The organism is Streptomyces smaragdinus (assembly GCF_009604385.1).
GTDB lineage: Bacteria > Actinomycetota > Actinomycetes > Streptomycetales > Streptomycetaceae > Streptomyces > Streptomyces smaragdinus.
Genome location: NZ_WEGJ01000016.1, coordinates 60237 through 73508 on the forward strand (window position 1 = coordinate 60237; position 13272 = coordinate 73508).

Consider the following 13272-nt stretch of genomic DNA (forward strand, 5'->3'; position numbering starts at 1 on the left):
GGTTTGTCGGCAAACTCCGCCGTTACGGGGGTTCCCGGGCACTACCGTCGTGCCCGCCGGTACTCACGGCGGCGCCGGTTCCGCTTCGGGTCCGGTGCCGCACCCGCCGTACCGTACGCAGACCCGGAGATGAGGGATGCCGACGTGAGCCGCGACCCGTCGTTTCCCGTGCCCAACCGCCCTGTGCCCAATACCGTGTTCCGCGCGCTGCGCGGCGCCCGCTCGCCCGGGGAGTTCGCCGCCGCCGTGCGGCGGGCCGGGCGGGAGATCGGCGAGCGGGTCTCGTGCGACGCCCGGTACGTGGGCCGGGTGGAGGCCGGGGAGATCCGGTGTCCCAACTACGCGTACGAACGGGTGTTCCTACACATGTTCCCGGGGTACACACTCACCGACCTCGGTTTCGCCCCCCGCGAGACCGTACGCGGACGGCGGGCGCACGCGCTGCCGTACGCGCCCCCGCACAAAGCGGTGCGCCGGCCCGTCCCGGACCCCGCCGGCACGGGCACTACCCCGGATCCCAGCGTCGACGAGGAGAGCGACGTGCTGCGTCGCGCGTTCATGACCGGCGGCTCGGCCGCCCTGGCCGGGCTCGCGCTCGGCACCACCGCGGACCCCGCCGCCGCGAGCCCCACGGCCGCGAGCCCCGGGTTCCGGCCCGGGACCGACGAGGCGGAGGCGGTGGAGGAGGCCGTCCGCCATATCCGCCTGCTCGACGACCGGCACGGCGCCGACGCCCTGTACGAGGGCGCCGGCCGGACCCTGCGCGCCGCGTACGAGCTGGTCGACGCGGGCGCCCGCCGCCAGTCGGTGACGGACCGCCTGCACGCCGGCGCCGGTGAGCTGGCGATCTCCGTCGGCTGGCTGGCCCACGACTCACGCCGCTACACCGACGCCCGCTCCCACTACGCGGAGGCGCTGGCCACCGCCCGGGTCGCGGGCGATCCGGCGCTGGAGGCGCACGCCTTCTGCAACATGGCGTTCCTGGCCCGCGACGCCGGCCGTCCGCACGAGGCGGTACGGGCGGCGCAGGCCGCGCAGGCGGCGGCACGCCGGCTGGGGTCGGCCCGGCTGCGGTCGCTGCTGGCGCTGCGCGAGGCGGGCGGCTGGGCGGGGCTCGGCGACCGCCGGGCGTGCGGGGAGGCGCTGGGGCGGGCGGCGGATCTGTTCGCGCTGGGGACGGCGGACGCGGATCCGGCGTGGATGTCGTTCTACGGCGAGGCGGAGCTGGCGGGGCTGGAGGCCCAGTGCTGGTCGGCCCTCGGCGACCACGAGCGGGCGGCCGACCGGGCGCGGCGGGCGGTGGCGCTGCTGGACCCGCACTTCACGCGCAACATCGCGCTGTTCACCGCGCAGCTCGCCGACGACCTCGCGGCGTCCGGGAAGCTCGACGAGGCCGCGGCGGCGGGCGGCCGGGCGGTGCGGCTGCTGGGGGGCGTGAAGTCGACGCGGATCCGCCGGATGCTGGACGCCACCGCCGACCGGCTGCGGGCGCACGGCTCCCCGGTCGACGCGTTCCTCGGCGGGGAGCCGCGGCCGGCGTAGGGGGTGTCCCGTGACGAACACCCCGGCCTGTTACGCGGGCCGCACGTTGTGGTTGAGCGCGAACAGGTTCTCCGGGTCGAACTCCCGCTTCACCGCCGCCAGCCGGCGCCGGGTCTCCGCCGGGTAGACCGCCGCGACGTCCTCCTCGGCGGCCGACGTCAGGAAGTTGGCGTACGCCCCCGAGGTGTACGGGGCCAGCCTGCCCCAAAGCGCGTCCACCGCCGGGCGGCCGGCCTCCAGGGCGGGGGCCGGGCCGATGGACGTCGTCATGACCATCAGCTCCGCCGTGCGGTGGGCGTACGCGGTGGCGTCGGCGGGCACGCGGGCGACGGCGGCGCCGACGCTGCGGATGCCGATCACCGGCGACCCCTCGGCCGCCCCGGCCGCCGCCAGCACGTCCAGGGCGCCGGACACGGACGCCGCGTCCACGAACGCGCTGCGGGCGGCCAGCCGGATGCCGGGCGGCGGGGTCGCGCCGTCCTCGAGGGTGTCGCCGTACGGCTTGAGCGCCACGGTGTCGTCCAGCACCGTCCCGAGCCGGCGGAGGGGGTCGATCGCGCGGGCAGCCGCCGCCGGGTCGTCGCCGTCGTACGCCACGAGGACCTCGACGGGGGCGTTGGGGCCGCCGAGGAACGGGTTGGCGAACGTCACCGTGGACGTCAACTCCTCGGGGGCGGTACGCAGATACGCCGCCCAGCCCCGGAGCACGGCGGGCAGTTCCGCCGCCGGGAAGCTGACCTTGCCGTGGAAGACGTCGGTCGTCCGGTGGGCGGCGAACTCGAACGCGGTGACCACGCCCAGGTTGCCGCCGCCCCCGCGCAGCGCCCAGAACAGCTCCGGGTTCTCCGCCGCGCTCGCCCGTACCAGCTCACCGCGCGCGTCGACCAGCTCCGCGCCGACCAGGGCGTCCAGCGCCAGCCCGTACTTCCTGACCTTCCAGCCGATCCCGCCGCCCAGCGTCAGCCCCCCGACACCGACGCCGCGGGTGTCCCCCGAGGAGATCGCCAGCCCGTACGGGGCCAGCACGGCGGCGACCTGCCCCCAGGTGGCGCCGCCCCCGATCCGTACCAGGCCCCGCGCCTCGTCGGTGACCTCCACGGCGGCGAGCAGGGAGAGGTCCACGACGATGCCGCCGTCGTTGGTGCCGAAGCCGGAGAAGGCGTGGCCGCCGCCGCGCACGGACAGGGCGAGCCCCGACCCGGCGGCGAACCGCACGGCCGCCCGCACGTCCGCGGCCGTCTTGGGCCGCAGCACGTACGCCGGGGTGCCGGCCGCCAGGACCGTACGGCCGGCCGACTCGTACGCGGCGGAGCCCGGTTCGATGATGTCGCCGCCGAAACCGGCGCGCAGGGTGTCGAGCGTGGAACTCATGGTGGTCCAATCCTTGAAACTCTGTCGGAACTGGACACGGGACGCCGCCCGTCCGCCCCGCGTGACAGCCGTCCCCGCGTGACGTACGCCACAGCCCGCGCGATGTCACACTCCGCCGGGCAGGGGCGTCTCGTGGGGAGACCTGTCGACCGTCCAGGGGGAAGCACCGATGCCCGACCAGGCCACCGAAGCGTTCGTCGCCCACCGCAGCCTGCTCTTCACCGTCGCGTACGAGATGCTCGGCTCGGCCGCCGACGCGGAGGACGTCCTCCAGGAGACCTGGCTGCGCTGGTCGGGCGTCGACCTGTCGGCCGTCCGCAACGAGCGCGCCTATCTGGTGCGGATCACCACCCGCCAGGCCCTCACCCGGCTGCGCACCCTCGCCCGCCGCAAGGAGTCCTACGTCGGCCCCTGGCTGCCCGAGCCGCTGCTGACGACGCCCGACGTGGCGGAGGACGTGGAGCTGGCGGACAGCGTCTCGACGGCGATGCTGCTGGTCCTCGAGACACTCGGCCCCACCGAGCGGGCCGTGTTCGTGCTGCGCGAGGTGTTCGCCCTGCCGTACGACGAGATCGCGCAGGCCGTCGGCAAGGCCCCGGCGACCGTCCGCCAGATCGCCCACCGGGCACGCGACCACGTCGCCGCGCGCCGGCCGCGCGAGGTCATCACCCCCGCCGAGGCGGAGGGCGCCCTCGCGGCGTTCCAGCGGGCGGTGGAGACGGGCGATCTGCAGGGGCTGCTCGACCGGCTGGCGCCGGACGTGGTGCTGCTGGGCGACGGCGGCGGCGAGGTGGCGGCCTCGCGCGAGCCGGTGCTGGGAGCGGCTCGGGTGGCGGAGCTGCTGGCCACCGTCGTGCCCAGGCTCGGCGCCACCCGGTCCGTGGAGCGCACGCAGGTCAACGGCTCTCCCGCGCTGGCCCTCCGGTTCGGCGGGACGGTCGACGCGGTGGTGACGGTACGGCTCGACGGCGGGCTGATCACCGGGCTGTACTTCGTGCGCAACCCCGCGAAGCTGTCGCGCGTGGAGAAGGCCACCGCGATGACCCGCTGACACTCCCTTGTGCGGAACCGCACATTCGGGCAACCATTCCCGAATTCACGGCGTCTACCTGCCCGCGAACCGCTCGCTGGATGCGACCCGGCTCGTCTACACCGTACGGTGGACGCTGCGCCCGAACAGGGGAGGCGCACGGAAGGGGAAGGCGGACGATGGCCGTGCAGCGACGACAGCGATGGTGGGCGGAACTCCTGCTCATCGTCATCGTCTACAGCGCCTACTCCGCCGGCCGGCTCCTCGCCAGGGGCGCCGAGACCCAGGCCGTCGACAACGGCCTCGCCCTGCTGGACGCCGAGAAGTTCCTGCACATCAACGCCGAGCATCCGCTGAACCGGCTGTTCACCGACTACGCGGCGATCGGCGTCCCCGCCGACTTCATGTACGCCACCCTGCACTACATCGTCACCCCCGCCGTCCTGCTGTGGGTGTGGCTGCGCCACCGCGACCACTTCCGCCGGCTGCGCACCTGGCTGCTGGGCTCCACCATGGTCGGCCTGATCGGCTTCGTACTGCTGCCGACCTGCCCGCCGCGGCTGCTGGACGCCTCGTACGGCTTCGTCGACACCATGGCGCAGTACTCCTCGTACGGCTGGTGGGGCGGCGAGGCCAGCGCGCCGCGCGGGCTGGGCGGGTTCACCAACCAGTACGCGGCGATGCCGAGCCTGCACGTCGGCTGGGCGCTGTGGTGCGGCGTCGTGCTGTGGCGGCTGGCGCGTACGCCGCAGGTCAAGGCACTCGCCGTGGCCTATCCGACGGTGATCACGCTCGTCGTGATGGGCACCGCGAACCACTATCTGCTCGACGCCGTCGCCGGGGTGGCCGTGATGGGCGTCGGCCTGCTGATCGCCGCGCCGCTGATGCGGCTCAGCGAGCTCACCCTCGGCCGGCTGCGGCGCGCGCCCGCCGGGGCCGGTGAGGCGGGTGACGCCCCCGATGTCAGTGCCGGGTGGGAGACTGCCGCGCGTGGACCGCACATCCCCCGACAGCGCGACACCGTCCCTTCCGCGGACAGCGACGCCGAGCCCGGCAGACCCGGGCCGGCGGCCTCCGCGGCCGAGGACCGGCACGCCGCCCTCTGAGCCTCTGACCTCCGGGTCTGCGCCCTCTGCGCCCGCGCCTGCGGCTGACGGGCCTGCCCCCGCCGGGCTGCGCGCCCGGCTGACCGCCCTGCGCGGGGAGGGGGTGCCGCCCCGGGCGCTGGACGCGCGGGCGCTCGCCGCGCTCGCCGCCAACCCCGGCTGCCGCAGACGGGCGCTGCTGGACGGCGCCGGGGTGGACAAGGCGCGGCTCGCGGAGGCGCTGGGCAGCCCCTCGGCGTTCGGCCAGTCGCAGTTCGCCTTCGCCCGCGGCAACTCCTTCGAGGCCTCCGTCAAGGCCGACGGCGGCGCGGAGCTGCTGCGGCTGCTGTGCCGGCGCCTGGGCGTCGAGCCGCCCGCCCCCGCCGACGTCACGGTGCCCGACCTGTCGGCGCCCGGCGCCGCGGGGCGCACGGCCCGTACGGCGCTGGAGCTCAGGGCCGCCGCCGGGCGCGGGACGTGGACGCTGCTGGACCATCCGATGCTGAGCCTGGAGGTCGCGGGCGCCGCCGTCTATCTGGAGCCGGACGCGGTGGTCGTGGACCCCGAGGGCACGGTGACGGTGATCGAGATCAAGTCGTTCCCCATCCTGGACGGCTCCGCAGACCCGTCGAAGGTGGGCGCCGCCGCCCGCCAGTCCGCGGTGTACGTGCTGGCGCTGGGTGCGCACCGGGTGCGTGAGCGGGTGCTGCTGGTGTGCCCGAAGGACTTCTCCAACATCCCGGCCGCCGATCTGCTCGACGTACGGCCGCAGCTGTCGGTGACACGCCGCCAGCTGGGTCGGCTGACGCGGCTGGAGTCGATCGCCGCCGCGCTGCCCGCGGACGTGACGTTCGACGTGTCGCTGCCGCCGGTGGAGCTGACGCGGTCGGTGGAGTCGGTGCCCGCCGCGTACGCGCCGGAGTGTCTGGCGGCGTGCGAGCTGGCGTTCCACTGCCGGGGCCGGGCCCGCGCGGCCGGTGAGGTGATGACGCTCGGCAGGGCGGTACGGGGCGAGCTGGGCCGGCTGCGGACCGTGGACGCGGTGCTGGACGCCGCCGCCGATCCCGGTCCCGCCGCCGATCCGGCCGCCGCGGCGCTGCGGCGGGCGGCGCGGCTGCGGGCGGAGGCGCTGGGGGTGACCGTGTGAGCCTGCTGACGACGCTGGCGCGCGCCGAGGCCGTCCGGGCCGGGCGGGCGCAGCCGGTGGCGACCGTACGCCACCGGCATCTGTCCGGGCGGCCCCTGGTGCTGGTGCCGCTGACCGCCGCCGGTGAGGCCGCCGCCCCGCTGGGCGCCATGGTCGGTACGGATCGGGACGCGCCGGTGCTGCTGACCGTGCGCCAGCCACGGGACCGGGATCTGCGGTTCGGGTTCCTGGCACGGCTGGCGGACGTGGTGCTGCCGTACCTGGAGTCGTACGCGGACGACGTGGACACGGAGCTGCGCAAGGGCGAGGAGCTGGAGGTCTGCGCCGACGCCCCGCAGATCCTGGTGCCGTCGGTGCCCGGCGTCGACTACGTACGGCTGCTGGGGCGTTCGATGCGCTTCCGGCGGACCGCGGAGGAGGACCCGGACACGCCGTTCCCGGCGCCGCCGCGGGTGCCGCTGCTGGGGCGGTGGCTGACGCACTACGCCGAGCGGGCCCGTACGCCCGGGTCGTCGCTGCTGCTGGCGATGACGGAGCTGCTGGGGCGGCACTGGGCGACGGGGCAGAGCCAGCTGGAGGACCAGCATCTGGGCGCCCTGCTCGCCTGGATCCGCGGCGGGGACCCGGAGGAGGTGGAGCGCGGCCGGGACGCGTCCGGCCAGCTGCTCACGCCGCCCGCCGGGCCGGCCACCGACCCGGCGTTCGACAACCGGCTGCTGGCCAAGGCCACCGCCCGCTTCGACGCCGGGATCCCCGGCTCGGGGGACGAGATAGACGCCCTGCTCGCGTCGCAGCTGCGGCCCACGTGGGACGCGGTGTGGGAGGGCGTCACGCTGCTGCGGGAGCTGGCGCCCGGGACCCGGGTGCCCGACCGCTGGACGGGAGACCGCTGGTCGTACACCGGGCACCGGGACCGGCTGCGCGCCGGTGAGCCGCCGCAGCCGAGGCGGGACGACGCGACGACGGCCGCGCGCAAGCTGGCGTCGCGGGAGCGGGCGCAGGCGGAGCTGGCGGCGGGCGAGGCGCTGGACGACCCGCTGGTGATGGCGTCGCGCCGGCTCGCGGGGGAGGCGTTCGCGGGGACGGTGACGGGGGTGGAGATGGCGATGTCGGAGGGACGGTCGCCCCGACCCCGGCCGCTGGTCGTGCTGGAGACGGACGACGAGCCGTATCTGGACCCGGGGGTCAAGGCGCACCGGGTGCTGGCCACCGGGAAGACGCAGACGGCGGAGGTCGTGGAGACCGGCGCCGACGCGGACGGTCCCGGGCCCCGGACGGTCGTGCTGCGGCTGACCAGCGGGATGGGGCGCGGGAAGACCCCCGAGGAGGGGTCGCTGCCCGAGCCGGGCGACGCCCTGTGCTTCACGCTGTTCGAGCACACCGCCCGCTCCGGGGCCAAGCTCCCCGACCCGGACGACACCCCGTGGACTCACGGCGGCCCGCCGTCCGCCGCCCCCGCCGACGGCCCCCGGCCGGCCGAGGCCCCCGATCCCGTCACCGCCGAGGACTTCCTGTGACCCCCACCCCCGGCGACGCCGCCACCCGCGCCACCGACGAGATCCTGGCCGACACCCTGCACGGCACCGCGCGCGGCGTCGTCGTCGACTCCCCGCCCGGCGCCGGCAAGTCCACGCTGGTGGTACGCGCCGCGCGGGAGCTGGCGGCGGCCGGGCGCCGGCTGATGATCGTCGCGCAGACGAACGCGCAGGTCGACGATCTGGTCGACCGCCTCGCGACGGCCGACCCCGGCCTGCCGGTGGGCCGGCTGCACAGCAGCGACCCCCATCCGTACGACCGCGTGCTCGACCGGCACGCGGCGGTCCGCAAGTCCGCGAAGATCGGCGATCTGGCGGAGCTGCCGATCGTGGTGTCCACCGCCGCCAAGTGGGCGTGGGTGAAGGACGTCGACCCGTGGCAGCACGCGATCGTCGACGAGGCGTACCAGATGCGCTCCGACCAGCTCCTCGCCGTCGGACGACTGTTCGAGCGGGCGTTGTTCGTGGGCGACCCCGGCCAGCTGGACCCCTTTGCGATCGTCGGCTCCGAGCAGTGGGCGGGCCTGACGTACGACCCCTCGACCAGCGCCGTGACGACGCTCCTGGCCCACAACCCGGGGCTGCCGCAGCGCCGGCTGCCGGTCTCCTGGCGGCTGCCCCACTCCGCGGCGCGGCTGGTGTCCGACGCGTTCTACCCGTACACCGCCTTCCGCAGCGGCACCGGCCCCGGCGACCGCCGCCTCGCCCTCACGGCGGCCTCCGACGGCGGCGCCGCCGACCGCGTGCTGGACATCGCCGCCGAGACGGGCTGGGGCCTGCTGGAGCTCCCGCCCCAGCACACCCCGCGCACCGACCCGGAGGCCGTCACCGCGGTCGCCGGCGTGGTGCGGCGGCTGCTGGAGCGCGGCGCCGTCGCGCACTCGGAGCGCTCGGCGGACGGCGGCGAGCCGGTCGGCCCGGACCGGATCGCGGTCGGCACCGCGCACCGCGACCAGGCGGCGGCAATCCGGGCGGCGCTGGCCGCGCTCGGCGTCCGCGGCGTCACGGTGGACACGGCGAACCGGCTGCAGGGGCGGGAGTTCGACGTCACCGTGGTGCTGCATCCGCTGTCGGGGCGGCCGGACGCGACGGCGTTCCATCTGGAGACGGGCCGCCTGTGCGTCCTCACGTCCCGGCACCGGCACGCGTGCGTGGTGGTCTCCCGGGCCGGCATCCCCGAGCTGCTCGACGAGTACCCGTCGGCGGAGCCCGTGCGCCTGGGCGTCGAGGTGAAGTTCCCCGACGGCTGGGAGGCCCATCAGGCGGTGCTGGCACATCTCGCCGAGCTGCGGGTACGGATGTGAGGAAGCTCCTCGTACGGGCCGTTGGGGCGCTCTTGCGCGGCGCGCGACAATGGATCCCGTCCGATCTTCGACTGGAGGGCCGCACATGACGGAGCCGCAGCCGGCTCAGCACCCCGGTGAGAGAGGCGGCCGGGCCGTGCCCCGCCGTCCCGCGTCGCTGATCTTCGAGCCGCAGGACGCCGTCACGGACCCGGAGCACTTCTTCGGCCTCGAGGCCCTGGACGACCCCCTCGACCTCCTCGCCCGGTCCACGGACCTGGCACTGGCATTCCGCGCGGCCACCGACCGGGCGGTGGAGTACCAGGCCCTCGCGGCCGCGCAGCTCGCCGACCCCCGGCGGTTCGACCGGCTCACGGCGGAGGCGATCGCGGAGCGGGCGGACTGGTCGGTCGACTACGCGCAACGCATGATCGACTACGGCCGTGACCTGCTGCGGGGCGGGGAACCGCCGGTGGAGGACTGAGGTCTCCCGTAGCGCAATATCGATTTTCGATCTCAGGCACACGGGTGCTACAGTCATCTCACCAGGCGCCGCTAGCTCAGTTGGTTAGAGCAGCTGACTCTTAATCAGCGGGTCCGGGGTTCGAGTCCCTGGCGGCGCACGTCGGCCGGAGGCCGTCCTGTCTGCAGAAAGCGCAGACCGGGCGGCCTCCGTCGTTTTTTCGCGGCTTCGCCGCGGGTGGGGGCTGCCGCCACCCACACCCCCGCCGGGTGACGGGGCGGGCGGAGTCGTTCGGCACCCCGCCGGCAGGCGTGAAGCGTCCCCCTGGGCCAGGGGCGTAGCCCAGGGGGACGCGGTTCTGCGGGGGCGGTCAGCGGCGTTCGACGCGGATCGTCCAGGTGTTGTCCGGGGCGCGGGACGTGACCGAGATCGTCACGCCGTCCTCCGGGACCGTGAGGCGCTCCCCCACGCCCAGCGGGGCGTCCGCCAGCGGCGGGTACACCGACGTGGTGTCGCAGGCGCCGGAGCCCGGGTGGCCGTCCAGCACCTCGATCGGCCCGTCCCCGGACGACGTCCCCGCCCGTACCCGGTACACCAGCACGCCCTCCGTACACGCGTCCCGGTCGTTGCCGGAGCGGCCGCGGGCCTCGACGGCGAGCGCCGAGTCCGCGCCCGTACGGATCACGACGAGCCGGGTGCTGCGCAGCGCGCGGTCGGTGGGCGGGGCGGCCAGGGGCTGCAGGGACCAGGTGCCCTCGCCGGTCTTGTCGACGCAGCCGACCTGCGCGTCCGTGATCCAGCCGAGCTTCCACTTGTGCCAGGCGAACGGCTCGGGCGCCAGCCCGAACTGGCTGCCCATCATGTCCCAGTCACCGACGTACGTGTCCCAGTCCGCCTTGCCGTCCACGGGCCGGTGGTACAGGTCGGGCAGGTCGAAGACGTGCCCCGTCTCGTGGGCCAGGACGTTGCGGTCGGGCGGGTGCTGCTCGAAGACGGTGACGATCCGGCGCAGCCGCGCGCCGTCGGCGGTCAGCGGCCGGTCGAAGTTGACGACCTTCGTGGCGTCGGAGTCGACGCCCGGCGCGTCGGGGTCGGCGACGAAGTACACGACGTCGTAGTCGCGGAAGTCCACCTCCGCGTCGGCGGCGTCGACCGCGTCGCGCAGATAGCGGGCCCGCCGGTCGGGGGCCCAGTCCCGCTCGATCCGGTACGCGGTGGACGCGGCCGGCATCTCGATCCAGTCCCGCAGCGGCTCGGCCTCGAGCCGGAACCGCCCGTAGGAGGAGCGGGCGAAGAAGTCGGAGGTGGCGGGGAAGTGATCCGCGGCCAGCTCGCTCGTACGAACCTCGGGGCGCGAGTCCGGGAACGAGAGGAACACCATCACGGCGCGGAGGGTCTCGCGCGGCCGTGGGTAGGCGCTGTTCCAGGTGTCCAGGCCCTCGGAGTGGTGCGCGTCGGTGCGCTCCAGGGCGCACGGACGGGGGGCGTCGGCGCCGGCCGGGCCGGCTATGAAGGAGCTGGCTATGAGCGCGGCCACGGTCCCGGTCACCGCGGTTATCCGCCGCAGGTTCCGCCCGCGCCGACTCTTCGCTCCTGCTATACGCCCTGGCTGCACCACACGACCCCGTCCCTCGCGAAGCGGACTGCGAGGCTGTCGCCAAACCCCCGCCTGCGCCCTGCGCCCGCGCTCCGCGCGGACGACGGGGGTTTGGCGACAGTCTCTTACCGAACAAGACCCACCCTGTGTGGTTTTATGGGCGAATGCCCTGTTCCAGTGCGCCAGCCGGGTGAGGAGCCGCCCGATGGGGCCCGCGGGGCCGGAGTGACGGAGAGTGACGCGTGTGGGGGCGATGGCAGGCCACGTCAAGAACAGGCGGGTTCCGCCCCGCTCCCGGGGTACCGTGAAACGAGGGGCGGCGACGCTGCTGGATCGCTGTGGCGGGCAGCCTCTATGATCGGCACATTTCCAGCGTGGTGACGGTGCTGCCCCAGGCAGTCGGGTGCCCCTACGGGTGGGAGCTAGCGGTGAGCGGATCCCTCGGCCGGCCGGTCTGCGCGACCGGCGCCACGGCGGCTTTGATCACGGAGCGTCATCTGGCCGCGGCGGCGCCCGTCGACGCGGAGGACTTCCGGACCGCGTTCGTCTCGGCCCATCTGGCCATGGCGATCGTCGGCAGCGACGGACTGGTGCGTGCGGCGAACGAACGACTCCTGGCCCTGTTCGCCCCCGCGGGCGCCGGGGCGGGCGCGCTGACCGGCGCCTCGGCCGCCGATCTGTGCGCGCTGCGCGAGGAGCCGTGGATGTGGAGCTCCTTCGTCGAGGTCCTGCAGGGCCGGCGGGCGGAGCTGCTGGTGTCGCGGCGGCTGAAGGCGGCGGACGGCACCCCGCTGTGGGCCGAGGTGACGATCACGCCGCTGGCCGCCGGCGGGGCGCTGCTGTCGGTCGCGGACGTCGGCGAGGACCGGGAGCTGCGGGCCCGGCTGCGGCATCTGCAGATGCACGACGCGGTGACGCGGCTGCCGAACCGGGCCCTGTTCTTCGAACGGCTGTCCGGGGCGTTGGAGCAGGCCCGGGAGGCCGGCACCGGGCGGATCGGCCTCGTCTATCTCGACCTGGACGGTTTCAAGGCCATCAACGACACCCTCGGCCACCGCACCGGCGACCGGCTGCTGGCCGCCGTCGGCCGGCGGCTCACGGACTGCGCGGCGGCACACGGCGGTCATCTGGTCGCCCGCCTCGGCGGTGACGAGTTCGCCCTGCTGGTGACCGGCTCGACGGGCACGGAACAGGCCGGCGAGCTGGCGACGGCGGTGCTGAACGCGCTGCAGGAGCCGTTCGACCTGGCCGGGCAGCGGCATTCGGTGTCCGCGAGCATCGGCGTGGTCGAGCGGGCGGCGCGCGGCACGACGGCGACAGCCCTGATGCAGGCCGCCGACACGACGCTGTACTGGGCCAAGGCCGACGGCAAGGCCCGCTGGACGCTCTTCGACCCCGAGCGCAACGCCCACCGGATGACCCGTCAGGCCCTCTCCTCGGGGCTGCGGCCGGCCGTGGAGCGCGGCGAGTTCCAGCTGGCGTACCAGCCGCTGGTCGGCCTCGGGGACGGCGCCGTGCGCGGCGTGGAGGCGCTGGTGCGCTGGCGGCACCCGCGGCTCGGGCTGCTCACGCCGAACCGGTTCATCGGGCTGGCCGAGGAGAACGGCGCCATCGTGCAGCTGGGCCGCTGGGTGCTGCGCACCGCCTGCCGCCAGGCGCGGGCGTGGCAGCTGACACGGCCGGAGACGCCGGTGCTGATGAGCGTGAACGTCGCGGTGCGGCAGGTGTGGGACTCGGATCTGGTCGCGGACGTCGCGGAGATCCTGGCGGAAACCGAACTGCCGCCGGGGCTGCTGCAGCTGGAGCTGACGGAGTCCGCGGTCATGGGCTCCGCTGGCCGCCCGCTGCAGGCGTTGCAGGCGCTGCACGAGATGGGCGTGGGGATCGCCATCGACGACTTCGGCACCGGGTACTCGAACCTCGCGTACCTGAGCCGGCTGCCGGTGACGACGCTGAAGCTGGACGGCTCGTTCGTACGCGGCTTCCGCGACGCCGAGCATCCGAACCCGGCCGACGAGACGATCGTCGAGGCCCTGGTGCATCTGGCCCACCAGCTGGGCCTCTCGGTCGTGGCGGAGGGTGTGGAGTCGGAGGAGCAGGCGCAGCGGCTGCGGGCGATCGGCTGCGACACGGCGCAGGGCTGGTTCTACTCGCGCGCGGTGTCCGCGGAGAAGGTCACGGAGCTGCTGGGGGCTCCGGTACGGCCCTGAGGCCCGCCC

The 13272-nt window shown here is 75.0% G+C and carries 10 protein-coding genes and 1 tRNA gene; 9 read left to right on the plus strand and 2 right to left on the minus strand.

What is annotated here, in order from left to right:
• The first annotated feature begins 129 nt into the window (after window positions 1-129).
• Window positions 130-1542, plus strand: coding sequence for a tetratricopeptide repeat protein (locus SRB5_RS20380; protein ID WP_153454062.1), 1413 nt, complete (start codon window positions 130-132; stop codon window positions 1540-1542).
• A gap of 30 nt (window positions 1543-1572) precedes the next feature.
• Here the strand turns inward: SRB5_RS20380 and SRB5_RS20385 are convergent, their stop codons facing one another.
• A complete protein-coding gene (locus tag SRB5_RS20385; RefSeq protein WP_153454064.1) occupies window positions 1573-2913 on the minus strand; it encodes an FAD-binding oxidoreductase in 1341 nt (446 codons plus the stop codon).
• A gap of 169 nt (window positions 2914-3082) precedes the next feature.
• Between SRB5_RS20385 and SRB5_RS20390 the strand changes: the two genes are divergently transcribed.
• From SRB5_RS20390 to SRB5_RS20420, 7 genes are all read left to right on the plus strand, one after another.
• Window positions 3083-3964 carry an RNA polymerase sigma-70 factor gene (locus SRB5_RS20390; RefSeq protein ID WP_153454066.1) on the plus strand — a complete coding sequence of 294 codons (882 nt, stop codon included), beginning with the start codon at window positions 3083-3085 and terminating at the stop codon, window positions 3962-3964.
• A gap of 158 nt (window positions 3965-4122) precedes the next feature.
• Entirely contained in the window at window positions 4123-5049 is a 927-nt protein-coding gene (locus SRB5_RS20395; RefSeq protein WP_153454068.1) for a phosphatase PAP2 family protein, read from the plus strand.
• 103 nt (window positions 5050-5152) lie between these two features.
• The gene (locus SRB5_RS20400) at window positions 5153-6175 is read left to right on the plus strand and encodes a hypothetical protein (protein ID WP_407703946.1); all 1023 of its coding nucleotides are present in this window, start codon (window positions 5153-5155) and stop codon (window positions 6173-6175) included.
• Window positions 6172-7692 carry a hypothetical protein gene (locus tag SRB5_RS20405; protein ID WP_323378196.1) on the plus strand — a complete coding sequence of 507 codons (1521 nt, stop codon included), beginning with the start codon at window positions 6172-6174 and terminating at the stop codon, window positions 7690-7692. The genes SRB5_RS20400 and SRB5_RS20405 overlap by 4 nt, the downstream gene beginning before the upstream one ends.
• Window positions 7689-9014, plus strand: coding sequence for an AAA domain-containing protein (locus SRB5_RS20410; RefSeq protein WP_323378197.1), 1326 nt, complete (start codon window positions 7689-7691; stop codon window positions 9012-9014). The genes SRB5_RS20405 and SRB5_RS20410 overlap by 4 nt, the downstream gene beginning before the upstream one ends.
• Window positions 9015-9099: 85 nt before the next feature.
• Window positions 9100-9477 (plus strand): hypothetical protein, encoded by a 378-nt coding sequence (locus SRB5_RS20415; RefSeq protein WP_153454070.1) that lies wholly within the window; start codon window positions 9100-9102, stop codon window positions 9475-9477.
• 65 nt (window positions 9478-9542) lie between these two features.
• A tRNA-Lys gene (locus SRB5_RS20420) sits at window positions 9543-9616 on the plus strand.
• A gap of 210 nt (window positions 9617-9826) precedes the next feature.
• On the opposite strand, the gene SRB5_RS20425 is transcribed toward SRB5_RS20420, so the two are convergent.
• Window positions 9827-11074: a M6 family metalloprotease domain-containing protein gene (locus SRB5_RS20425; RefSeq protein ID WP_407703947.1), complete on the minus strand. Its 1248-nt coding sequence runs from the start codon at window positions 11072-11074 to the stop codon at window positions 9827-9829.
• A gap of 542 nt (window positions 11075-11616) precedes the next feature.
• On the opposite strand from SRB5_RS20425, the gene SRB5_RS20430 reads away from it, so the two are divergent.
• The gene (locus SRB5_RS20430; RefSeq protein ID WP_153454188.1) at window positions 11617-13263 is read left to right on the plus strand and encodes a putative bifunctional diguanylate cyclase/phosphodiesterase; all 1647 of its coding nucleotides are present in this window, start codon (window positions 11617-11619) and stop codon (window positions 13261-13263) included.
• Window positions 13264-13272: the final 9 nt, after the last annotated feature.

Bases quoted from the DNA above. Each gene is read 5' to 3' on its own strand.
- SRB5_RS20380 (WP_153454062.1), top strand. From the start codon at position 130: ATGAGGGATGCCGACGTGAGCCGCGACCCGTCGTTTCCCGTGCCCAAC.
- SRB5_RS20385 (WP_153454064.1), bottom strand. From the start codon at position 2,913: ATGAGTTCCACGCTCGACACCCTGCGCGCCGGTTTCGGCGGCGACATC.
- SRB5_RS20390 (WP_153454066.1), top strand. From the start codon at position 3,083: ATGCCCGACCAGGCCACCGAAGCGTTCGTCGCCCACCGCAGCCTGCTC.
- SRB5_RS20395 (WP_153454068.1), top strand. From the start codon at position 4,123: ATGGCCGTGCAGCGACGACAGCGATGGTGGGCGGAACTCCTGCTCATC.
- SRB5_RS20415 (WP_153454070.1), top strand. From the start codon at position 9,100: ATGACGGAGCCGCAGCCGGCTCAGCACCCCGGTGAGAGAGGCGGCCGG.
- SRB5_RS20430 (WP_153454188.1), top strand. From the start codon at position 11,617: ATGGCGATCGTCGGCAGCGACGGACTGGTGCGTGCGGCGAACGAACGA.